This window comes from Nocardiopsis dassonvillei, assembly GCF_964273065.1.
Classification (GTDB): Bacteria; Actinomycetota; Actinomycetes; order Streptosporangiales; family Streptosporangiaceae; genus Nocardiopsis; species Nocardiopsis dassonvillei_B.
Genome location: NZ_OZ186815.1, coordinates 1,623,819 through 1,644,639 on the forward strand (window position 1 = coordinate 1,623,819; position 20,821 = coordinate 1,644,639).

Annotated in this window: 22 protein-coding genes; 9 read left to right on the forward strand and 13 right to left on the reverse strand. The window is 72.9% G+C overall.

What is annotated here, in order from left to right; translation table 11 throughout:
- Positions 1–103 precede the first annotated feature (103 nt).
- The 4 genes from dnaE to ACSUPR_RS07345 form a co-directional block, all read right to left on the reverse strand.
- Complete coding sequence (gene dnaE, locus ACSUPR_RS07330) at positions 104–3,667, reverse strand: DNA polymerase III subunit alpha (RefSeq protein WP_436890370.1); 3,564 nt, start codon at positions 3,665–3,667, stop codon at positions 104–106.
- Positions 3,668–3,819: 152 nt separating this feature from the next.
- Entirely contained in the window at positions 3,820–4,053 is a 234-nt protein-coding gene (locus tag ACSUPR_RS07335) for a DUF397 domain-containing protein (protein ID WP_436890371.1), read from the reverse strand.
- Positions 4,054–4,275: 222 nt separating this feature from the next.
- A complete protein-coding gene (locus tag ACSUPR_RS07340; protein WP_436890372.1) occupies positions 4,276–4,464 on the reverse strand; it encodes a DUF397 domain-containing protein in 189 nt (62 codons plus the stop codon).
- Positions 4,465–4,469: 5 nt separating this feature from the next.
- On the reverse strand, positions 4,470–5,351 hold the full coding sequence (locus ACSUPR_RS07345; protein WP_436890373.1) for a helix-turn-helix domain-containing protein: 882 nt from the start codon (positions 5,349–5,351) through the stop codon (positions 4,470–4,472).
- Positions 5,352–5,943: 592 nt separating this feature from the next.
- Between ACSUPR_RS07345 and ACSUPR_RS07350 the strand changes: the two genes are divergently transcribed.
- Genes ACSUPR_RS07350 through ACSUPR_RS07360 form a run of 3 tightly spaced genes read left to right on the forward strand, consistent with a single transcriptional unit; the run spans position 5,944 to position 8,030 of the window.
- A complete protein-coding gene (locus ACSUPR_RS07350) occupies positions 5,944–6,441 on the forward strand; it encodes a pyridoxamine 5'-phosphate oxidase family protein (protein WP_436890374.1) in 498 nt (165 codons plus the stop codon).
- 39 nt (positions 6,442–6,480) lie between these two features.
- The gene (locus tag ACSUPR_RS07355) at positions 6,481–6,888 is read left to right on the forward strand and encodes a YciI family protein (protein WP_436890375.1); all 408 of its coding nucleotides are present in this window, start codon (positions 6,481–6,483) and stop codon (positions 6,886–6,888) included.
- Positions 6,885–8,030 (forward strand): RNA polymerase sigma factor, encoded by a 1,146-nt coding sequence (locus ACSUPR_RS07360; protein ID WP_436890376.1) that lies wholly within the window; start codon positions 6,885–6,887, stop codon positions 8,028–8,030. Before ACSUPR_RS07355 ends, ACSUPR_RS07360 begins: the two co-directional genes overlap by 4 nt.
- Positions 8,031–8,050: 20 nt before the next feature.
- On the opposite strand, the gene ACSUPR_RS07365 is transcribed toward ACSUPR_RS07360, so the two are convergent.
- Positions 8,051–8,896: a hypothetical protein gene (locus ACSUPR_RS07365; RefSeq protein WP_436890377.1), complete on the reverse strand. Its 846-nt coding sequence runs from the start codon at positions 8,894–8,896 to the stop codon at positions 8,051–8,053.
- Between the two features lie 68 nt (positions 8,897–8,964).
- Between ACSUPR_RS07365 and ACSUPR_RS07370 the strand changes: the two genes are divergently transcribed.
- Entirely contained in the window at positions 8,965–10,197 is a 1,233-nt protein-coding gene (locus tag ACSUPR_RS07370; protein WP_436890378.1) for an endonuclease/exonuclease/phosphatase family protein, read from the forward strand.
- Between the two features lie 14 nt (positions 10,198–10,211).
- Here the strand turns inward: ACSUPR_RS07370 and ACSUPR_RS07375 are convergent, their stop codons facing one another.
- The 3 genes from ACSUPR_RS07375 to ACSUPR_RS07385 form a co-directional block, all read right to left on the reverse strand.
- Positions 10,212–10,508, reverse strand: coding sequence for a chorismate mutase (locus tag ACSUPR_RS07375; protein ID WP_436890379.1), 297 nt, complete (start codon positions 10,506–10,508; stop codon positions 10,212–10,214).
- Between the two features lie 232 nt (positions 10,509–10,740).
- On the reverse strand, positions 10,741–11,403 hold the full coding sequence (locus tag ACSUPR_RS07380) for a PaaI family thioesterase (RefSeq protein ID WP_436890380.1): 663 nt from the start codon (positions 11,401–11,403) through the stop codon (positions 10,741–10,743).
- A gap of 142 nt (positions 11,404–11,545) precedes the next feature.
- The gene (locus ACSUPR_RS07385) at positions 11,546–11,983 is read right to left on the reverse strand and encodes a GNAT family N-acetyltransferase (RefSeq protein WP_436890381.1); all 438 of its coding nucleotides are present in this window, start codon (positions 11,981–11,983) and stop codon (positions 11,546–11,548) included.
- A 56-nt stretch (positions 11,984–12,039) separates the two neighbouring features.
- Here ACSUPR_RS07385 and ACSUPR_RS07390 point away from each other — a divergent pair, with 56 nt between their 5' ends.
- From ACSUPR_RS07390 to ACSUPR_RS07405, 4 genes are all read left to right on the forward strand, one after another.
- A complete protein-coding gene (locus ACSUPR_RS07390) occupies positions 12,040–12,897 on the forward strand; it encodes a helix-turn-helix domain-containing protein (protein WP_436890382.1) in 858 nt (285 codons plus the stop codon).
- Between the two features lie 96 nt (positions 12,898–12,993).
- Positions 12,994–13,725 carry an AzlC family ABC transporter permease gene (locus ACSUPR_RS07395; protein ID WP_436890383.1) on the forward strand — a complete coding sequence of 244 codons (732 nt, stop codon included), beginning with the start codon at positions 12,994–12,996 and terminating at the stop codon, positions 13,723–13,725.
- Positions 13,722–14,036: an AzlD domain-containing protein gene (locus ACSUPR_RS07400; RefSeq protein WP_436890384.1), complete on the forward strand. Its 315-nt coding sequence runs from the start codon at positions 13,722–13,724 to the stop codon at positions 14,034–14,036. Before ACSUPR_RS07395 ends, ACSUPR_RS07400 begins: the two co-directional genes overlap by 4 nt.
- 222 nt (positions 14,037–14,258) lie before the next feature.
- Complete coding sequence (locus tag ACSUPR_RS07405; RefSeq protein WP_436890385.1) at positions 14,259–15,941, forward strand: thiamine pyrophosphate-dependent enzyme; 1,683 nt, start codon at positions 14,259–14,261, stop codon at positions 15,939–15,941.
- A 76-nt stretch (positions 15,942–16,017) separates the two neighbouring features.
- Here ACSUPR_RS07405 and ACSUPR_RS07410 read toward each other — a convergent pair whose 3' ends face one another.
- The gene (locus tag ACSUPR_RS07410) at positions 16,018–16,938 is read right to left on the reverse strand and encodes a LysR family transcriptional regulator (protein WP_436890386.1); all 921 of its coding nucleotides are present in this window, start codon (positions 16,936–16,938) and stop codon (positions 16,018–16,020) included.
- 73 nt (positions 16,939–17,011) lie between these two features.
- On the opposite strand from ACSUPR_RS07410, the gene ACSUPR_RS07415 reads away from it, so the two are divergent.
- Positions 17,012–17,980 (forward strand): DMT family transporter, encoded by a 969-nt coding sequence (locus ACSUPR_RS07415; RefSeq protein ID WP_436890387.1) that lies wholly within the window; start codon positions 17,012–17,014, stop codon positions 17,978–17,980.
- 74 nt (positions 17,981–18,054) lie between these two features.
- Here the strand turns inward: ACSUPR_RS07415 and ACSUPR_RS07420 are convergent, their stop codons facing one another.
- From ACSUPR_RS07420 to ACSUPR_RS07435, 4 genes are all read right to left on the reverse strand, one after another.
- Positions 18,055–18,981, reverse strand: coding sequence for an RluA family pseudouridine synthase (locus ACSUPR_RS07420; RefSeq protein ID WP_436890388.1), 927 nt, complete (start codon positions 18,979–18,981; stop codon positions 18,055–18,057).
- A complete protein-coding gene (gene lspA / locus ACSUPR_RS07425; RefSeq protein ID WP_436890389.1) occupies positions 18,978–19,577 on the reverse strand; it encodes a signal peptidase II in 600 nt (199 codons plus the stop codon). The genes ACSUPR_RS07420 and lspA overlap by 4 nt, the downstream gene beginning before the upstream one ends.
- A 29-nt stretch (positions 19,578–19,606) precedes the next feature.
- Positions 19,607–20,017, reverse strand: coding sequence for a TraR/DksA family transcriptional regulator (locus ACSUPR_RS07430; protein WP_436890390.1), 411 nt, complete (start codon positions 20,015–20,017; stop codon positions 19,607–19,609).
- A 257-nt stretch (positions 20,018–20,274) separates the two neighbouring features.
- Positions 20,275–20,820, reverse strand: a complete 546-nt coding sequence (locus tag ACSUPR_RS07435) for a GNAT family N-acetyltransferase (protein WP_436890391.1) — start codon at positions 20,818–20,820, stop codon at positions 20,275–20,277.
- Position 20,821 lies beyond the last annotated feature (1 nt).

Consider the following 20,821-nt stretch of genomic DNA (forward strand, 5'->3'; position numbering starts at 1 on the left):
CTGATAGCTCAAAGATATATCTCTAACTTCGGACTGACAAGTCCGGGCACGAAAAATCCCCGTGTGCCGGGCCACGGCACACGGGGACGGGGTCGCACCGCGGTCAGTAGTCGACCGCGTACGCCCCCAGCAGGCTCTTCATCTCACCGTTGAACTCCGGGGAGATCCGCACCGAGTAGCGGTCCACCGCGAAGACCTTGGAGCGCACCGGGTTGTCCACCCGGATCCGCACCGGGGTCTCCCCCTTGTGGGAGCTCAGCACCTGGCGCAGCTCCTCCACCAGCTCGGGGGTGAGCCGTTTCTCGTCCACGGTGAGCAGCACCGGGGGCTCGCCCTCGGTGATGTGCGAGATGTCCAGGATGGACATCTCCGAGGCGAACATCGACCAGGTGCCGTCCCGGTCGTTGAGGCGGCCCTTGACCGTCACCGCGGTGTCCTCGACGAGGGCGTCCACGTACAGCGGGAACGTCTTGGGGAAGAACAGCACCTCCATCGAGGCGTCCAGGTCCTCCACGGTGGCGATCGCCCACTGGTTGCCCGCCTTGTTCACCCGCTTCTCCACCTTGGAGATCAGCCCGGCGATGCGCAGCTCGTTGCGTTCGCGGCTCATCTCCCCGGCGACGATCTGGGCGATGGAGGTGTCGCGCGAGCGGGCCAGCACCCGCTCGGCCCCGGCCAGCGGGTGGCTGGACACGTACAGGCCGAGCATCTCGCGCTCGAAGGCCAGCTTGGTCTTGCGGTCCCACTCCTCGTCGCCCCACTGGATGTTGAGGCCGATGGGGGTGGAGTCGCCGTCGGGGTCCGCGCCGCCGAACAGGTCGAACTGGCCGTGGGCCTCCTGCTTCTTGGAGCTGATCATGCCGTCGACGGCGGTCTCGTGGTGGCGGTACAGCTCGCGGCGGGGCTGCCCCAGGGAGTCGAAGGCGCCGGCCTTGATGAGGGACTCGATGACGCGCTTGTTGCAGGCGGCCAGCTCGATCTTGGACAGGAAGTCCGTGAAGGACGTGAACTCGCCCTTCTCCGTACGGGTCTTGATGATCGAGTTGACCACGTTGGCGCCCACGTTGCGCACCGCGCCCATGCCGAAGCGGATGTCCTTGCCCACCGGGGTGAAGCGCAGACCGGACTCGTTGACGTCGGGCGGCAGCACCTTGATGCCCTGGGCGCGGCACTCGGCCAGGTAGACCGCCATCTTGTCCTTGTCGTCGCTGACCGAGGTCAGCAGCGCGGCCATGTACGCGGCGGGGTGGTTGGCCTTGAGGTAGGCGGTCCAGTAGGAGACCAGGGCGTAGCCCGCGGCGTGCGACTTGTTGAACGCGTAGCCGGCGAACGGCAGCATGACGTCCCACAGCGCCTGCACGGCCTCCCGGGAGAAGCCGCGCTCCATGGCTCCGGGGAAGAACTTGGCCTCCTCCGCCTCCAGGGCCTCCTTCTTCTTCTTGCCCATCGCGCGGCGCATCAGGTCGGCGCCGCCCAGCGTGTAGCCGGCCAGCTGCTGGGCGATGGCCATGATCTGCTCCTGGTACACGAGCAGGTGGAAGGTCTCCCCCAGGATCGGCTCCAGGACGTCCTTGAGCTCGGGGTGGATGGGGGTGACCTCCTGGCGGCCGTTCGACCGGTCGGCGTAGTCGTTGTGGGCGTTGGCCGCCATCGGACCGGGCCGGTACAGGGACAGCACGGCCGCGATGTCGCCGAACTTCTTCGGCTCCATCCGCTTGAGGAGGTTGCGCATGGCGCCGCCGTCCAGCTGGAAGACGCCCAGGGTGTCGCCGCGGGAGAGCAGCTGGTAGGTCTTCTTGTCGTCCAGGGGGAGCTTCGCGAGGTCGATGTCGAGGCCCTCGGCCTCCTTGATGGACTTGACCGCGTCGTCCATGATCGTGAGGTTGCGCAGGCCCAGGAAGTCCATCTTGAGCAGCCCCATGTCCTCGCACTGGGGATAGGGGAAGCCGGTGATGATGGCCCCGTCGGCGTCGCGCATGTGCAGCGGGATGACGTCGAGCAGGGGCTCCTTGGACAGGATGACTCCGGCCGCGTGCACACCGGTGCCGCGGGTCAGGCCCTCGATACCGCGTGCGGTCTCCATGACCTTGGCGACCTGCGGGTCGTTGTCGACCAGGTTGCGCAGCTCGGTGGTCTCGCTGTAGCGCTCGTGCTCGGGATTGAACACCGCGTCGAGCGGGATCTCCTTGCCGCCCACGGCCGCGGGGAAGGCCTTGGTGATCTGGTCGCCCACGGAGTAGGGCATGCCCAGGATGCGGGTGGAGTCCTTGACCGCGGCCTTGGCCTTGATGGTGCCGAAGGTGAGGATCTGCGCGACGCGTTCGGCGCCGTACAGGCGGGTGACGTACTCGATCATCTCGCCGCGGCGGCGCTCGTCGAAGTCGAGGTCGATATCGGGCATGGACACGCGCTCGGGGTTGAGGAACCGCTCGAACAGCAGGCCGTGCTCCAGCGGGTCCAGGTCGGTGATGCCCAGGACGTAGGCGATCATCGAACCGGCCGCGGAACCGCGGCCGGGGCCCAGGGCGATGCCCTCCTTGCGGGCGTACTGGCAGATGTCGGAGACCACCAGGAAGTAGGCCGGGAAGCCCATCTCGTTGATGATGCCGAGCTCGAAGTCGACGCGGCGGCGCACCTCGTCGGTCACGCCGTCCGGGTAACGCGTCTTGAGGAGGCGCTCGACCTCCTTGGCCAGCCAGGAGGCCTGGGTCTCGCCCTCGGGGACGGGGAACTCGGGCATGAGGTCGCGGTGGGCGAAGACCTCGTCGTAGGCGCCCGGGTCGATCCGCTCGGCGATGAGGAGGGTGTTCCTGCAGCCCTCCTGCCATTCGTCGAAGGTGAGCAGGCCGCGCATCTCCTCCGCGGTCTTGAGGTAGTAGCCGGAGCCGTTGAACCGGAACCGGGTGGGGTCGTCCAGGTTCTTGCCCACGCCCACGGCGAGGAGGGCGTCGTGGGCGTCGGCCTGCGACTCGTAGACGTAGTGGGAGTCGTTGGTGACCAGCGGCGGGATCCCGAGCTCCCGGCCGACCTTGAGGAGGCCGTCGCGGACCTCCTTCTCGATGGGCACGCCGTGGTCCATGAGCTCCAGGAAGACGTTCTCCCTGCCGAAGATGTCCTGGAGCCCGGCGGCGTACTCGATGGCCTCCTTCTCCTGGCCCAGCCGCAGGCGGGTCTGCACGCCGCCGGAGGGGCAGCCGGTGGAGACGATGATGCCCTCGCTGTTCTCCGACATCAGCTCCAGGTCCATGCGGGGCTTGGTGTAGTACCCCTCGAAGGACGCGAGCGAGGACATCTTGAACAGGTTGCGCAGGCCGGTCGCGTTGCGCGCCAGCATCGTCATGTGGAGGAACCGGCCGCCGCCGGAGATGTCCTTTGCGCCTTCCGCTGCGGCGTCGTCCGAGCCGCTCGCCCGCCCCCAGAACACGCGTTTCTTGTGGAAGCGGGACTCCGGCGCCACGTAGGCCTCGATGCCGATGATCGGCTTGACCCCGGTGCCCTTGGACTGCTGGTAGAACTCGTACGCCCCGAACATGTTGCCGTGGTCGGTCATCGCCACGGCGGGCATGTTCAGTCTGGCCGCCTCCTTGAAGAGGGGCTTGAGCTTGGCCGCACCGTCGAGCATGGAGTACTCGGTGTGGACATGCAGGTGGGCGAAGGAGTCTGCCATGGGCGGAGTGCTCCCCTGTGGGTGGACGGACGGGTGGTGTCTCCCGAGCCTACGCTTTTCCCACGACGTTCGCGGCGCCCGCGCCGGGGTCGGTGGGGAACAGGACCGGGTCCCGCCTCGGAGGACACGGGACCCGGAATGACGGCGATGGGCTAGATCACCATGTCGTTCTCACGGACGTAGTGGCGAACGAAGGCCTCGACCTCCGCCCTCGTGAAGCGGAGGGCCTCCAGGCCGGGGCTCTTGGAGTCCCGCAGAGCCACCAGGTCGGGCGTCTGCGCGACGAGGACACAGGACTCCTCGTCGCCGTTCTCGTCGCTGTTGCCACCGCAGGGCTTCACCCACGGGGTCCCGCTCAAGTCGATGCGGTACAGGTCGTCGGTCATGCGCACTCCTCCTGAGGTGCTCCGGGCCAGGGCTGCCGCAACGCCGGGCCCCGAACAGGTCACCGTGGGGGTCCGGACTCGCGACTGATACAGCGATGCCCGTGCCCGGAGCGCTCGACACCGGTCGGGCGCTCACAACAAAAGCCCTGTGACCACAGGCGATCACAGGGCTTCCCATCATCTCGCCCTCCTGCTCACAGGGCATCTGTGGCCGGGACGGAGTCAGTCGCGCACGGTCGCGGTGAGGAAGGTGCCCCACTCCTCCTGGCGGAAGGACAGGTGACCCAGCCCGGGGTTCCTGGAATCCCTCAGGTGCATGTGGAGGTGGTCTCCGGCCACCTCCACACAGTTGCCGCCTTGGCTGCCGCTGTAGGAGGACTTCCGCCACCGGAGGTGATTCGTGTTGCGCATCTCAGTCATAGTTCCCTCATGATGGCAGCCAGCAGCCCCGAAGACTCCTGCGGAGACAGGCCTTGTGCGCACAGGGTCATGAAACTCTGCAAGACAGGGGTGACGTCCTGCCTCAGGTTCGTCATGGCGGCGGTGCGGCGCCCCTCCACATAGAGCAGCGGCTCATCCTCGGCGAAGGCGAGGATGCTGAACGAGCCGTCCAGCGCCGCGTGTTCCTCCACCTCACTCGGCACGATGACGAACGTGACGTACGAACGCTGTGCGACTTCGGCCAGGTGTTCCAGCTGCCGTTTGAGCACCTCCCGGCCACCGATCGGCCTGCGGACGACGATCTCGTCCACGGCGACCCACATGAACGGCGGTCGCTCCCGCCCGAAGACCCCTTGCCTCCGTATTCGAGCAGCCAACTGATTCTCAACCTTGTCGGGCCCGATCGACGGGGTCCCACAGCTCAACACGGCCCGTGCGTATTCCTCGGTCTGAAGAAGGCCCGGGATGGTCTGAGTCTCATACTCGTAAATGGCCGTGGCTTCGGCCTCCAACTGCGCGTAGGGCCGGAACCATGGCGGGTACGGGTCGTTGGTGCTGTCCAGTAGAGGCAGTATCCGGCCGAGGGCTCCCCCGGTTTTCAGCACGTCATCGCAGAATTCGGTGAACCTGGAGGAGACCTTGCCTTCCTCGCGGGCGTCCAGGGGCGACCGCTTGGCGGTCTCCACCATCGAGATCATGGACTTCGAGTAAGGGATGAGATTCGCGAGCTGGGCCTGGGTCAGTCCGGCGGCCTCGCGATGGCGCTTGAGTTCGGTTGCGTAGTACCTCAGCGCCAGCGACGCCGCACGCGGCTCGGGTTCGGGTGCCTCTTCCGGGACGATACGCAGTTCGGTCATGGCGAGCGCTCCGGCGGGGGATGGGATGGCCACGGGGCCGGTCACCGCCGACCGGCCTTTCCAGCGTAGTTCCGTGTTCACTCCTGGTACGGGTTTTCGCAGACCTGCTCCGGTCGCCTGGACACGAGTTCTCGGCGTTGCCCACAGGGAACGCCGTCCACTCACAGCGGTCCACGGGTCGGACCGGCATTTCGGACGTGGATCCACGGATCGCGCGGTGAACAGGAATCGGTGGCGGGAGGCGGAACCGACGGCCCGGCCTCGGAGCACGGAGGACAACGCCGCGCCCAAGTCCGGTACATCGGACGTCACCCTTGGAGGACGGCGGGCCGGAAGGGCGGGACCCGGTGGCGGGGGCCTTGGTGGATCGGATTTCCCATGGCCTGCGAACCGGCCGGAGGGTGTCGATCCGCCGGGGTGCCGGCCGGGCATCCGTTCTTTCGGGTCTTCGGGCGTTCCGGGTATCAGTGGTGGAGTCGGAAAAAATTCCGGGAATCCTTGCGGGCGGATGTCGAGAACCGGCCCTCGGCTCCGTCCCAGGGGCAGGAGCGGCCGCCGGGCCGCCCGGCGGCACCGACGAAGGAGCGATCACATGCGACCGAGCGAGATCACCGAGGTCCTGGACCGGCCCCTCGGCCGGGAGCTCCTGGCCCGCGACCTGACCCGGCTGGCCTACACCGCCACGGACGGCACACCGCGCTGCATCCCGATCGGGTTCACCTGGAACGGCTCGGAGATCGTGATGTGCACCAGCACGAACGCCCCGAAGCTGACCTCGCTGCGCAGGAACCCGATGGTCGCCCTGACCATCGACACCGAGGTCCACCCGCCCAAGATCCTGCTCATCCGGGGGAGGGCCGAACTGGACACGGTCGACGGCATCCCGGACGAGTACCTCCGGATGAACGGCAGCTACAGGATGACGCCGGAGCAGCGCGTCGAGTGGGAGGCCGGGGTCCGCTCGCTCTACGACGCCATGGTACGGATCGTCGTCACCCCGACCTGGGCGAAACTCATCGACTTCGAGACGACCCTGCCCACCGCGGTCGAGGAGCTGGTCCGGCGGCGGGCCGAGCGCGGGAACGCCTGAGACCCGGCACCGGGAACGACCACCCCCAAGGAGAGAACGATGGCCAAGTACCTGCTGCTCAAGCACTACCGGGGCGCCCCCGCGTCGGTCAACGACGTGCCGATGGACCGGTGGACACCGGAGGAGATCACCGCCCACGTCCGGTACATGGAGGATTTCGCCGAGCGGCTCCAGAACACCGGCGAGTTCGTGGACAGCCAGGCGCTGTCCCCGCAGGGCACGTTCGTCCGCTCGGACGGCGAGGGCCGCCCGCCGGTCACCGACGGGCCGTTCGCGGAGACCAAGGACCTGATCGCCGGGTGGATGGTGATCGACGTCGACACCCACGAGCGCGCGCTCGAACTGGCCGCCGAGCTGTCCGCGGCGCCCGGCGCGGGCGGGCGGCCGGTCCAGGAGTGGCTGGAGGTGCGGCCGTTCTTCACCGCGACGCCCACGGTGACCGAGTGAACGAGGAACTGCTCCGGAAACTGGTGCCGGAGGTGATCGGCGTCCTCGTCCGGCGCGGGGCCGACTTCGCGTCGGCCGAGGACGCCGTGCAGGAGGCCCTGGTCCGCGCGCTGGGCGGCCGTCCGGAGGACCCGCCGCGCGACGCGAAGGCCTGGCTGGTCACGGTGGCCTGGCGCAGGTTCCTGGACGCCGCCCGGGCCGACTCCTCCCGGCGCGGGCGGGAGCTCGCCGTGGAGGCGGAGCCGCCGTCCGGTCCGGTGCCGGGTGCGGACGACTCGCTGTGGCTGTACTTCCTGTGCGCGCACCCGTCACTGTCCCCGTCCTCGGCGGTCGCACTGACCCTGCGCGCGGTCGGCGGCCTGACGACACGGCAGATCGCGGCGGCGTACCTGGTGCCCGAGGCGACCATGGCGCAGCGGATCAGCCGGGCCAAGCGGCGTATCGCGGGTTCGCCGCTGGACCGGCCCGGTGATCCGGCGACGGTGCTGCGCGTCCTCTACCTCGTCTTCAACGAGGGCTACGGCGGGGATGTGGACCTGGCGGCCGAAGCGATCCGCCTGACCCGGCAGCTGGCCGGTTCCAGCGACGACCCCGAGGTGGCGGGCCTGCTGGCGCTCATGCTGCTGCACCATGCGCGGCGCGCGTCCCGGGTCGGCCCGGACGGCCGGCTGGTGCCGCTCGCCGAGCAGGACCGGTCCCGGTGGGACACGGGCCTGATCTCGGAGGGGGTGGGGGTTCTGCAGGCGGCCCTGGCCCGGGACCGGCTGGGCGAGTACCAGGCGCAGGCGGCGATCGCCGCCCTGCACGCGGACGCCCCGAGCGCCCAGGAGACCGACTGGGTGCAGATCGTGGAGTGGTACGACGAGCTGCTGCGCTTGACGGACAGCCCGGTGGTGGGGCTCAACCGGGCGGTGGCGGTCGGGGAGGCCGACGGGCCGGGGGCCGGTCTGGCGGCGCTGGAGGGGGTGGATCCGGGGCTGCCGCGCTACGCGGCGGCCCGGGCCCACCTTTCGGAGCGGGCCGGTGACCTGGAGCGGGCGGCCGGGCTGTACGCGGAGGCCGCCGACTCGGCCGCGAGCCTGGCCGAGCGCGACCACCTCGCCCGGGAGGCGGCGCGGGTGCGGCGGCTGCTGGGCCGGTGAGCACCGCGGGACCGGTCGGCTCAGGGGCGGATGTCGTGGGCGAGGGTGCGCAGCCAGGGCTCGCGGAAGGCGGGCTCGGCGGTGAGGACCTCGCGGAAGCGGGCGCGGACCTCAGGGGTCCGCCCCTTCTCGTAGAGCCCCAGTGCCAGGGACAGCGCCGCGCGGGTCTTCTCGTCGCGCCCCGGCCGGGTCACCTCCGGGTCGGCCCAGCGGGTGCGTCGGAAGGAGGGCCCGGTCTTGGGCTGGTGGTCGCCCAGGAGGCTCCACAGCCATCCCGGGACCGACACGTTGCGCACGGCGCGGGCGGGCAGCTCCTCCACCCACTCCGCGTGCTGCTGCCAGCGCCAGGCGTTGGGGCCGGTCTTCCCGCGCGCGACGACGCCCAGGTAGCCGAGGCGGCGGCGGATCCGGTTCCGGTCCGCGTGCTCGTCCGCGATCCAGGCGCGGAGCTCGCGGTGCAGGTTCTCGAACGTGGTGCCCCCGTGGACGAGGTCGCAGAACACCAGGGCCCGTCCCCCGCCCTCCAGCCTCGCCGGGGTGACGCCCTGGGCGGTCAGGTTGGCGCGCAGCTGGGCCCGCTCGGCCGGGGTGAGGGACCCGCCGTCGGCCCCGTACAGGGACAGCGGCAGCCGGTGGACCCGGTCCCGGTGCGGGGTGTCGGCCAGGACGCCGCGCAGCAGGTCGTACAGGCTGTCCGGGGAGCGGCCGACGAAGTACAGGTCGCGGTCGCCGCCGCGGGCCAGCACCTTGGCGGAGCACTCGGTGAGGGCGTCCACGTAGTGCCGCTCCGGGCGGGCGGGCTCGGCGAGGGAGCCGACATGGTCGCGCTCCACGTCCCAGCGGAAGGGCAGGTTGGGTTCGGGCATGTGCCCAGGGAAGCGGGGCGTCCCGACCCCGCGCAAGGGCTTTTCCCCGGGGGCGGGAGGATGTCCGGGTGAACCCTCTCCCGCCCGCCTCCACCGCCACGCTGGTCCTCGCCGCCGGGGACGCGCCCGTCCGGGCCCCGGCCGTCGACGTGTCGCCGTCGGTGCCGCCGCCCGTGCCCGCCGGGTCGGTGCGGTTCGCGACGTTCAACACGGCGCTGTCGCGGAACCGGCCCGGGGCCATGCTGTCCGCACTGGCCTCCGGTGAGTGGGGCAGGGCGCGCGCGGTCGCCGAGACGGTGCAGTGGGTGCGCCCCGACGTGCTGCTGCTCAACGAGTTCGACCACGACCCGTCGGGGCGGGCCCTGGAGCTGTTCTGCCGCGAGTACCTGGAGCGGGGGTGGGGCGGCGCCGAGGGCATCGTGTACCCGTACGCCTTCACGGCGCCGGTGAACACCGGAGTGGCGTCGGGTGCCGACCTCGACGGCGACGGCCGGGTGGTGAGCGAGCCCGGGAGCGCCGCCTACGCGGGGGACGCGTTCGGGTTCGGGCTCTTCCCGGGCCAGTACGGGATGGCGGTGCTGTCGCGGTACCCGCTGGACGGGGAGCGGGCGCGCACGTTCCGGCTGCTGCGCCGGGCGGCGATGCCCGGGGCGCTGGAGCCGGAGGACCCGCGGACCGGGAGGCCGTTCCTGTCCCCGAAGGCGTGGGCGGTGGCGCGGCTGTCGTCCAAGAGCCACTGGGACCTTCCGGTCGACGTCGGGTGGGACCGCCCGGTGCACCTGCTGGCGTCGCACCCCACTCCGCCCGCCTTCGACGGCCCCGAACGCCGCAACGTGCTGCGCAACCACGACGAGATCCGGTTCTGGGCGGACTACCTGACCCCCGGTGCGGACGGCTACATCCGGGACGACGCCGGGACCCGGGGCGGGGCGGACCCGGAGGCGCCGTTCGTGGTGGCCGGGGACCTCAACGCCGACCCGCGCGAGGGGGCGTCGCTGCCCGGGGCGGTCGACAGGCTGCTGGGGCACCCCCGGGTGGTGGACCCGCTCCCCCACTCCCAGGGCGGCCGCGGCCGTGCCGGGAGCGCGGCGGGCGCGCCCGGGCACGGGGAGGGGTTCACGGAGGAGACCCCGCGGGGGCACCTGCGGGTGGACTACGTGCTGCCGTCGCGGGACCTGGCGCCGGGCGCCCGGGGGGTGTTCTGGCCCGCACCGGACGACCCGCTGGCGCGGCTCGCGGGCACGGGCCGCCCGTTCCCGGCCTCCGACCACCGGCTGGTGTGGGTGGACGTGTCCCCCTGATCCCGGCCGGGCGGTCAGCGGCCGCGGGCGGCCTCCTCCTGGGCGGCGGCCAGGCCGGCGGTGATGACGCTGTCCATGATGGCGGCGAGCCGGTCGGCGCCCAGGCGGGGCGCGTGTTCGGCCATCCGCTCGACGAGGCGGCGCTCGCGGTCCATGTCGCGCCCGGCGAAGTAGCCGACGGGCTTGAGGCGCTGGACGCGGGCGGCGACGAGGGCGCGCTGTTCGAGGAGTTCGGCGAGGCGGGCGTCCATGGCGTCGATGTGTTCGCGCAGGCGGGCGATCTCGCTGGTGGTGGACGTCTGGTCGTGCACGGTGGCCTCCGGTCGCGGTGGGTGCGGCCGTACGGGTCCCGCCGGGGGTGTCGGCCGCCTGGAAAGCGAAAGAGCACCGGGGCCGCAAGGCCCGAGTGCTCTGTTGCCGACGTTCCCGTTTCCGCCTACGTGTCGGCGGCCGACGGGAGCGTCGGCTCGCTAAACACGGAATAGCGGTGGGTCATGTGCGTGATCGTAGCGTGTCCGCGGCGGGAGTGCACGTGTGCGCCCCTCATTCGGGGATCTCGACGCGCACCATGATGGCTCGCGCTTCGGCGGTGACCTCGCCGTTGACGCGGATGCGGCCGTTGACGTAGACCTTGCGCCGCTCGGTGCGCTCGACCTCGGCGGTGATCTCCAGCGGGTTGAACAGCGGGGTGGGGCGGCGGAAGTCCACCTCGAGTCTGGCGGTGAGGCCGGGCGAGGTGGCCAGGGAGGAGGCGGTGCCGACGGCCTGGTCGAGGAGGGCGGCGATCCAGCCGCCGTGGACCAGTCCGGGCGGGCCCTGGTAGACGGTGTCGAGGGTGACCTCGCCGCGCACGCCGCCGTCGGCGGCGGGGACCAGGGACAGCGGCGGAGCGGCGGGGTTGGTGTCGCCGGCGACGATGTTGGTGATGGTGCCGTACTCGCTTTCGCCGCCGGGGAGGTCACGGCGGACCATGGTGCCGATCTGGCGGCGGGCGACGTTGAGGCGGCCGGTGAGTTCCTCGACGGTGGCGGCGGCCTCGGCGAGGGTGTCGGTGTCGGCCCCGGTGTTGGCGACGGCCTCGATGAGGCCGTGGACGCGGGACACGAGGGTGCGCAGTTCGGCGGGGAGCTCGGCCTGTTCGACCACGGGGAGGCCGAAGAGTCGCGGGTCGGGGCGTTCGGTGGCCGGCTGCGTGTTGACCGTCATGTGTTCCTCGTCGGCTCGGCGTGTGCGCTGGTGATGGGGGCACCACCCGAAACCGAATCCTACTCGGTCGTATTCCGGCCGCCCCGCCGCCGGGTGTGCGCTCCCCGTCACACCGGCGGGGGACGGGGAGCACCCGCGGGTGTCAGTCCAGGTCGCGGACCATGTGCCGGTGCGGGATCCCGGCGTCGAGGAACTCCTCCCCGTGCGCGGTGTAGCCGAGCCGCTCGTAGAAGCCCAGGGCGTGGGTCTGGGCGTGCAGTTCCATGGAGGTGAGCCCGCGCCCGCGCGCCAGGTCCTCGGCGGCCCGGACCAGGGCGGCGCCCAGGCCGGTGCCGCGGCGTTCGGGCAGCACGGCCATGCGGCCCAGCAGCCCCGCTCCCCCCTCCTGCTCCACCACGCGGACGGTGCCCGCGGGCACCCCGTCGACGAGGGCGATGACGTGGAGGGCCGCGGGGTCGCGCTCGTCCCACTCCTCGGCGATGGGCACCTTCTGCTCGGCGACGAAGACGGCGCCCCGGATGACGAACACTGCGGCGCGGTCGCGGTCGTCGCGCACCGGCCTGATCTCGGTCGTGGTCATCCCCGCAGGGTAGTACCGGCTCGGCCCGGGGGCCGAACGGAGATTAACCTGGGCGTATGGGCATGCCGAGCACGGTCCACCCCGCCGTCGACGATCCGCGCGCCGAACACGCGCGCTACTGGCGTTTCTCCGGTCTGCCGGACACCGAGATGCTCACCGCCCGGTTCGTGACCACCCACTTCACCCGGCACACGCACCCCACGTACACGTTCGGGGTCATCACCGGCGGCATCGAGGAGTACGCCCACCCCGGCGGGACCTCCCGGGTGGGGCCGGGCGGGCTGGCCGTGGTCGGCCCGGGCGAGGTGCACACCGGGCACGCGGGCGTCCCGGAGGGCTGGACCTACCGGGTGTTCTACCCCGAGCCGCAGGTGGTGACGGATATCGCGCGGGAGCTGGGACTGCGGGGCACCCCGGCGTTCAGCGAGTCGGGCATCGACGCGCCCGAGGCGTCCCGGCTCCTGCACGGGGCGCACCTGGCGGCCGAACGCGGCGACCGGCTGGGCTCCTCCTCGCTGGTGCGGCGCGGGATCGCGGTGCTGCTGCGCACCCACGGCCGCGAGCGGCCGCCGCAGGTCCGCGGGCTCGCGGCCCGCCCCCAGGCGGCGCGGGCGCGGGAGGCCCTGGCGTCCCGGCTGACCGACCCGCCGACCCTGGAGGAGCTGGCCGCCGAGGTGGGGCTGGGCCCGTTCGCGCTGACGAGGGCGTTCTCGGCGGCGTACGGCCTGCCCCCGCACGCCTACCTCAACCAGTTGCGGGTGGACCGCGCCCGGGGGCTGCTCGCGGCCGGGCGGGCGCCGTCGGAGGTGGCCGTGGAGGTGGGGTTCACCGACCAGGCGCACCTGAGCAGGCACTTCCGGCGCCACCTGGGGGTGCCGCCGGGGGCGTACCGGCGGGCGTTGGCCGGGCGCTGAGGCCGGGGCGGGGCGCAGGAACGTACAAGACGGAGGCGGCCCCGACCCCTAGCGTGGGCGGACGTGAAAGCCATATCCCTTCTCCGTTCTCCCGCGGTGCGCGACAGCCTCGGGATCGGCGTCGCCGTGGGCGCCGCCGGCCTGGCCTTCGGCACCGCCGCCGTGACCGCCGGGCTGTCACCGGCCCAGGCCGTGTTCAGCAGTGCGTTCATGTTCACCGGCGCGTCCCAGTTCGCGCTGATCGGTGTGGTCGCCGGTGGCGGCAACCTGGTCGCCGGGGCGCTGGGCGCCCTGCTGCTGGGCGCCCGCAACACCCTGTACGGCCTGCGGCTGGCCGATGTCCTGGGGTGGCGGGGCGGGCTCCGGCGGATGGTGGCCGCGCACGGGGTCATCGACGAGACCACGGCGGTCACCCTGGCCCAGCCGGACCGCCCCTCGGCCCGGCTGGCGTTCACGACCACCTACGCGGTGCTGGGGACCTCGTGGGTGCTCACGACGCTGGTGGGGGCGCTGGCCACCGAGCGGGTGAGCGACATCGGCGCGCTGGGGCTGGACGCGGTCGGTCCGTCGATCTTCCTGGCCCTGTTGTGGCCGCGGCTGCGCGGGGGCGGCGCCCGCACCTGGCTGATCGCCGGGCTGGGGGCGGGGCTGGCGCTGGCGGCCACGCCGCTGCTGCCGCCGGGGGTGCCGGTGCTGCTGGCCGCCGCGGCGGCGCTCATCGCCCTGGTCGGCCCGGAGATGCCGGCGGCCGGGCCCGCGGACGCCGCCGACGGCGCGGCCCGCGAGGACAGGGAGCAGGAGGAGAAGGAAGAGGGGGTGCGGCCGTGACGCTGTGGATCGTGCTGGCCGCCACGGCGGTCGGGTGCTACCTGCTCAAGTTCGCCGGGCTGGCGGCGCCGCGGCGCCTGCTGGACAACGTGTGGCTGCGCCGGTTCGCGACGGCGGTGCCGCTGGCGCTGCTGGCCGCGCTGATCGCGGTGGAGGCGCTGCGCGGCGAGGGCCGGGCGCTGGACTGGGACACCGCCCGGATGGGCGGGGTGGCCGCGGCGGTGGCGGCGCTGGTGCTGCGCGCCCCGTTCCTGGTGGTGGTCCTGGCCGCGGCGGCCGTCACCGCCGGGTTGCGGGCCCTGGGGCTGTGAACGCGGGGCGGGGGCGGCCCGGCGCCGCCTCCGCCCCGACCGGCGGCCCGCGGCGCGACCGCCGCGGCCCGGATCAGCCGGGAGGTGCCGGGCGGTCGTCCACAGGCGCGCGGGGCGAACCTTGACCCGGCTTCGCGGGGCCTGGAAAAGTCGGCAGCGGGCGCCCGGCCGATCCCGGGCGCACCGAGTGGACCTTGCGACGATGGAAGGGACCCCACCCCCATGGCCACAGCCGACCAGCGCACCACGCCCCCCGACCGCACCGCCGCGCAGGCGGTGGTCGACGTCCTGGCCGCCGCGGGCGTCCGCCGCTGCTACACCGTTCCCGGTGAGAGCTTTCTGGAGCTCGCCGACGCGATCGACCGCCACCCCGACATGCGCCTGGTCTCCACCCGGCACGAGGGCGGCGCCGGGTTCATGGCCGAGGCCGACGCCAAACTCACCGGTGTCCCGGCGGTGGCGGCCGCCACCCGGGGGCCGGGCGCGGCCAACCTGGCGGTCGCGGTGCACACCGCACACCAGGACTCCACGCCGATGATCGTGTTCCTGGGCCAGGCCGAGACGGACCGGCTGGGCCGGGAGGCGTTCCAGGAGGTGGACCTCACCGCGTTCTACGCGCCCATCACCAAGTGGTCGACCACCGTGCACCGGGCCGACCGGCTGGCCGAGGTGACCGCCGAGGCGCTGCGGGTGGCGTGTTCGGGCCGCCCGGGGCCGGTGTCCGTCGCGGTGCCGGGCGACCTGTTCGGGGAGGAGGTGGGGGCGGCGCGGACCCCGCGCCCGCCGGAGCCGCCACGGCCGCCGCTGGGCGACGCCGAGCGCGACCGGCTGGCGGCGTGGCTGACCCGGGCGGTGCGGCCGGTGGTCGTGGCGGGCGGCGGCGCCCGGGCCGCCCGGGAGGACCTGGTGCGGGTGGCCGAGCGGTTCGGCGCCGGGGTGTACGCCTCCTGGCGCAGGCAGGACGTGTTCCCCAACGACCACCCGCTGTACCTGGGGCACCTGGGGCTGGGGACGCCGCCCGCGACGCTGACGGCGCTGGCGGAGGCCGACGCGGTGCTGGTGGTGGGGTGCCGGCTGGGCGAGACCACCACCCAGGGGTACCGGCTGCCGGACACGGGGCGGGCCAGGGTGGCGCGGATCGACATCGACCCGGGGCGGCCGGGGTCTCACGCGGACCTGTGGGTATCGGTGGTGGCCGACGCCTCCGAGGCGCTGCGGGAACTGGCCGGTGCCCCGTTCCAGGCCCCCTACCGGGACTGGAGTGCGGCCCGGCGGGCGTGGGTGGAGTCGGCGACCGTCCCGGCGGAGTCGCAGGTGCACGAGGGGCCGGGGATGCACCCCTGGCAGGTGGTCGCGGGGATGCGGGAGGCGCTGCCCGAGGACGCGGTCGTCACCAACGACGCGGGGAACTTCGCGTCGTTCCTGCACCGGGGCTGGTGGTTCCGGCATCCGCGCACGCAGTTGGCGCCGACCAGCGGGGCGATGGGGTACGCGGTGCCGGCGGCGGTGGCCGCCAAGCTGGCCGAGCCGGAACGCACGGTGGTGGCGGTGGCGGGGGACGGCGGCGCGCTCATGACCGGGCAGGAGCTGGAGACGGCGGTGCGCGAGGGCGCGGCGGTCACGGTGGTGGTGTTCCAGAACGGGCTGTACGGCACGATCGCCATGCACCAGGCCCGTGAGATGGGCAGGCTGGCGGGGACGCGGATCGGCGGCCCGCTGGACCTGGCCGGGTACGCCCGTTCGCTGGGGGCGCGCGGGGCGACCGTGCACACCCGGGACGAGCTGGTCAAGGCCCTGGGCGAGGCGGTGGCGGCGGACCTGCCGACGCTGGTGGACGTGCGCACTGACCCGGAGGTGATCAGCCCGGCGGCGACGCTGTCGGAGCTGTTGGGGGCGCCGCGCTGACCCCCGGTGTCGCGCCCGCCCCCGGGGTCCGGGGGCGGGCGCCGCCCCGGGGCGGGCGCGGCGCGCGGGCCCGGGGTCAGGCGGGGACGGGGCGGGTGTCGTAGGCGGCGGCCGCCTCGCGCAGGGCGCGGACGCCGGCGCGGATGGCCGGACGGCGGGAGGCGTCGGTGCGCCAGAACGCGTACACCTGGCGGACCAGGGCGGGCTGGACCGGCACCACCCGCACCCCGTCGGGGAGGGGCCCGCGGCCCAGCCGGGGCATGACGGCGGCTCCGATCCCGGCGGCGATGAGGGCCAGCTTGGTCTGGTGCTCCTCCACGTTGTGGATGACGTTGGGTTCGCCGCCGCGGGAGCGGATCATGTCGTGGAGCCAGTCGTTGCAGATGGAGCCGCGCGACCAGCTGATCCAGGGCAGGTCGAGGATCTCGTCGATGGCGAGGATCTCCCGGTGGGCGAGGGGGTGGTCGGCGGGCAGGGCGATGTCGCCGATGTCCTCCATGAGGGGGGCGCGGCTCATGCCCTCGGGGAGGGTGATCGGGGAGCCCAGCCAGTCGATGACCATGCACAGGTCCACCTCGCCGCGGACCATGGACTGCAGGCTCTCGTGGGGCTCCTCCTCGAAGAGCTCGACCCGCAGCCGGGGGTGGGCCTCGCGCAGGGCGTTGAGGGCCTGGGGCAGGATGCCGCGCACGGCGGTGGGGGTCCCGGACAGGCGCAGGTGCCCGGTGACGTGGTCGCGGTGGGCCTCGAGTTCGGCCTCGGCGCGCTGGACCAGGGAGAGGATGCGCGAGGCGTGCTCGACGAGGAGCTCGGCGGCGTCGGTGAGGCGCACACCGCGGCCGTTGCGTTCGACGAGGGGCTGGCCGACCTCGCGTTCGAGTTTGGCGAGTTGCTGGGAGACGGCGGAGTTGGTGACGTGCAGGGCCTCTGCGGCGGCGCTGAGGGAGCCGTGGGCCGCGATGGCGTGGAGGACGCGGAGGCGGTCGACGCTGAGCATGTAAGCAACACTAACCCGGACGTTAAGAAATATGAAGTGGACCTAACACCTCGGGGCGCGGTACAAACGTCCCATGTCCGTGCTCTCCCCGTCTCCGGCCGCATCCGCCGGGGTCCGCCGCCTCACCTCCGACTGGCGGCTCAAGTTCGCACTCCTGGCCCTGATCTGGGGCATGAGCTTCGTTTTCATCAGGGTCGCGGCCCAGTCCCTGGAGCCGATGCAGCTCTCCCTGGGCCGGATCGTCGCGGGCGCCCTGCCGCTGCTGGCGGTGGTGCTGCTGCGCGGCGGCCGCCTGCCGGGCTCGCCGCGGCTGCTGGCGCACATGTTCGTCGCCGCGCTGCTGCTCAACACGATCCCGTTCACCCTGTTCGGGTACGCGGGACAGCTCATCCCGTCGGCGGTGATGGGCATCGTCAACGCCGCGACACCGCTGTTCGGGGTGGTGTTCTCGATGCTGCTGCTGGCCGACGAGCGCAGGCCCGACCGCGACCGGCTGCTGGGACTGGCCGTCGGCTTCCTGGGCGTGCTCGTGGTGTTCGGGGTGTGGAACTCCCTGGGCGAGGTGAGCGTCGACGACCGGGACGCGATGGTCGGCATGGGGTTCGTGGTGGCGGCGACCGCCTGCTACGGGATCGGCACGCCGTACCTGCGCCGGTTCGTGGCCGGGACCTCCCACGGCGCCCTGGAGCTCTCCGCGCTGCAGCTGCTGCTGGCCGCCGTGCCGCTGGCCGTGCTGGTCCCGGTGGCCACCGACGTCCCCACCGGCGTGACCTGGCAGGTGGTGGGCTCGGTCCTGGTGCTGGGGGTGATGGGCACGGGTGTCGCCTACGTGCTCCAGTACGCGGTGCTGCGGGAGGCGGGGGCGACCGTCGCCACCACCGTCACCTACGTGGCGCCGGTGGTGTCGATCGCGGCGGGGATCGTCCTCATGGGCGAGAGCCTGTCCTGGAACCAGCCGCTGGGGGCGCTGGTCATCATCGTCGGCGCGGCCCTGTGCCAGGGGCTGGTGCGAACCCGGCCCGTGGTGGCGCGCCGGGGCTGACCGGGAGGATGCGGGGGGCCGCCGGACGGGTGTCCGGCGGCCCCCGCGTGTTCGGGCCCCTCGGGTGTCCGGGCTCAGTCCTCGCGCAGGATCTCCATGGCCCGCTCCAGGTCCTCGGGGTAGGGGCTGGAGAACTCCACCGGCCGGTGCTCGGTGGGGTGGTCGAAGCCGAGCCGCACCGCGTGCAGCCACTGGCGGCGCACCCCCAGGCGCTCGGCGATGGTGGGGTCGGCCCCGTAGAGCATGTCGCCCACGCAGGGGTGGCGCAGCGCCGCCATGTGCACCCGGATCTGGTGGGTGCGCCCGGTCTCCAGCTTGATCTCCAGCAGGCTGGCGGCCCGGAACGCCTCCTGGGTGTCGTAGTGGGTGACCGAGGGGCGCCCGCCCGCGACCACGGCCCAGCGGCCGTCGCCCGCCGGGTGGCGGTCGATGGGGGCGTCGACGGTGCCGCGCAGCGGGTCGGGGTGCCCCTGGACGAGGGTGTGGTAGCGCTTGTCGACCGTGCGCTCCTTGAAGGCGCGCTTGAGGACGCTGTAGGCGATCTCGCTCTTGGCGACCACCATGAGCCCGGTGGTGTTGGCGTCCAGGCGGTGCACGATGCCCTGGCGTTCGGCGGCACCGCTGGTGGCCACCTGCACCCCGGCGGCCAGCAGGCCCTCCAGGACGCTGGGGCCGGTCCAGCCGACGGTGGGGTGGGCGACGACCCCGACGGGCTTGTCGACCACGATGATGTCGGCGTCCTCGTGCACGATCCGCATGCCCGGGACCGGCTCGGGGCGGGGCACCGGGGCGGTGGGCGGCGGCGGGAGGGTGATCTCCAGCCAGGCGCCGGCGCGGACGCGGTCGGACTTGCCGGCTTCGGCGCCGTCGACCAGGACGCTGCCGTCGACGATGAGTTCGGCGGCGCGGGTGCGGGACAGCCCGAAGAGGCGGGCGATCGCCGCGTCGAGCCGGTCGCCCTCCAGGCCGTCGGGCACGGGCAGGCTGCGGGTGTCGCTCACTGGCCCTTCCCTTCGGTGGTGGTGTCGTCGTCGGGGGCGGTGTCGTCCCCGGACCGGTCGCCGTCGGTTCCGGTGTCCTCGTCCCGGGAGACCAGGCTGCCGTCCAGCTCGAGGCCCTTGAAGGTCAGCGCCACGACCAGGCAGGCGCCGACCACCACGCAGGAGTCGGCGACGTTGAACACCGGGAAGTCCATCACCTTGATGAAGTCCACGACGGCGCCGTGGAACGGCTCGGGTTCGCGGAAGATCCGGTCCACGAGGTTCCCGGCGGCCCCGCCCATCATCAGGCCCAGGGTCACGGCCCACCAGACGCTGCGCACCCGCAGCCCGATGTAGGCGATGACGAGGACGACGATGCTGGCGATGGTCGTGAAGACCCAGGTGTGGTCGGTGCCCATGGAGAACGCGGCACCGGTGTTGTACACGAGGGTGAACTGGACGATCTCGCCGATGACGTCGAGGCGTTCGCCCTCCCGGAAGGCCGCCAGGACCGCTTCCTTGGTGAGGAGGTCGACACCGATGGCGGCGAGGGCGACGAGTACCAGCAGCAGGTACCTGCGCGGGCGCGCCCCCGGCGTCGTACGGGCGGTGGTCATGTTGCTGTCCCCGGAGGGCTCTACCTCAGTCAGCGGCGCTCCTCGCGCTGTTTGCAGGTGACGCACAGGGTGGCCCGGGGGAACGCCTGGAGGCGCGCCTTGCCGATGGGCCGTCCGCACACGTCGCAGACCCCGTAGGTCCCCGCGTCGATCCGTTCGATCGCCCGCTCACCGGCGGCGAGCAGGTCACGAGTATTGTAGGCCAACGCCAGCTCGTGTTCGCGTTCGAAGGCCTTGGCCCCGGTGTCGGCGGGATCGTCCCCGGCCCCCTCGACGGGGTCCTCCAGGCGCCGGTCGATCTGCTCCCGGAGCCGGCTCAGCTCCCCGCGCGCGACGGCGATGTCGTTGTCCAGGCGCTCCCGGACCCGGGCGAGCTCCTGCGGGGTCCACGACTCCTCGCCGGGCAGCACCGGCAGATCCGCCGCCTTGGTGGCCTTCATCGCACCGACCTCCCGACCGTGCGGTCCGCCCGTACCCCGCCGACCTGCGGGATCACCCCCCGTGGGCGGTGCCGCGAGTGGTGCCGGGAAGCCTAGGCGAGCTCCGCCGCCTTGGCAACGACCCGGACGCCGCCGGGCCCCCGGCCTCACCGGTCCCCTGTGCTCACAGGTCGCGCGTCCACCGGCCGCGTGCGCTCGCGGCGCGGGCCTCCGTCGGCCGGGGGCGTTCGCAGCTCGCGCGTTCACCAGGCCTGCGCTCACAGGTCGCGCCGGTACAGCACCGTGGGCACCACCAGGGCCCCGCCCAGGAGCGGGGCGGGGGTGGCCGCGCCGGTGTCCCGCCACCCGGTGGCGGCGTAGAAGCCGCGGGCGCGGGCGTTGCCCTCCAGCGCCCACAGCACGCCGTGGCCGGTACCGGCCGCGGCCATGGCGGCCCGGCTCCCCTCCCACAGGAGGCGGTTGACGCCGGTGCCCCACACCTCGGGAAGCGAGTAGAGGGTCTCCAGGTCGGTGACGGTGCCGGTCGGCGTCGTCGGGGTCGGCGGCCGGGGCGAACCCGGCGTAGGCGACGATGCCGCCCGGCCCCCGGGCCGCTCGGCCACCAGGAAGCCCGCGCCCGGACGGACCAGGTGGCCGCGCAGCCGGCCTGCCCGGATCCCGGTCAGGCGTTCGGTGTCCAGGCTCTCCAGGTGCTCCCGGGCGATGAGGCCGCGGTAGGCGGCGCGCCAGGAGGCGACGTTGACGGCCGCGATGGCGGCGGCGTCGGCGGGAGCCGCGCGGCGGATCCGGACGGGTTCCACCACG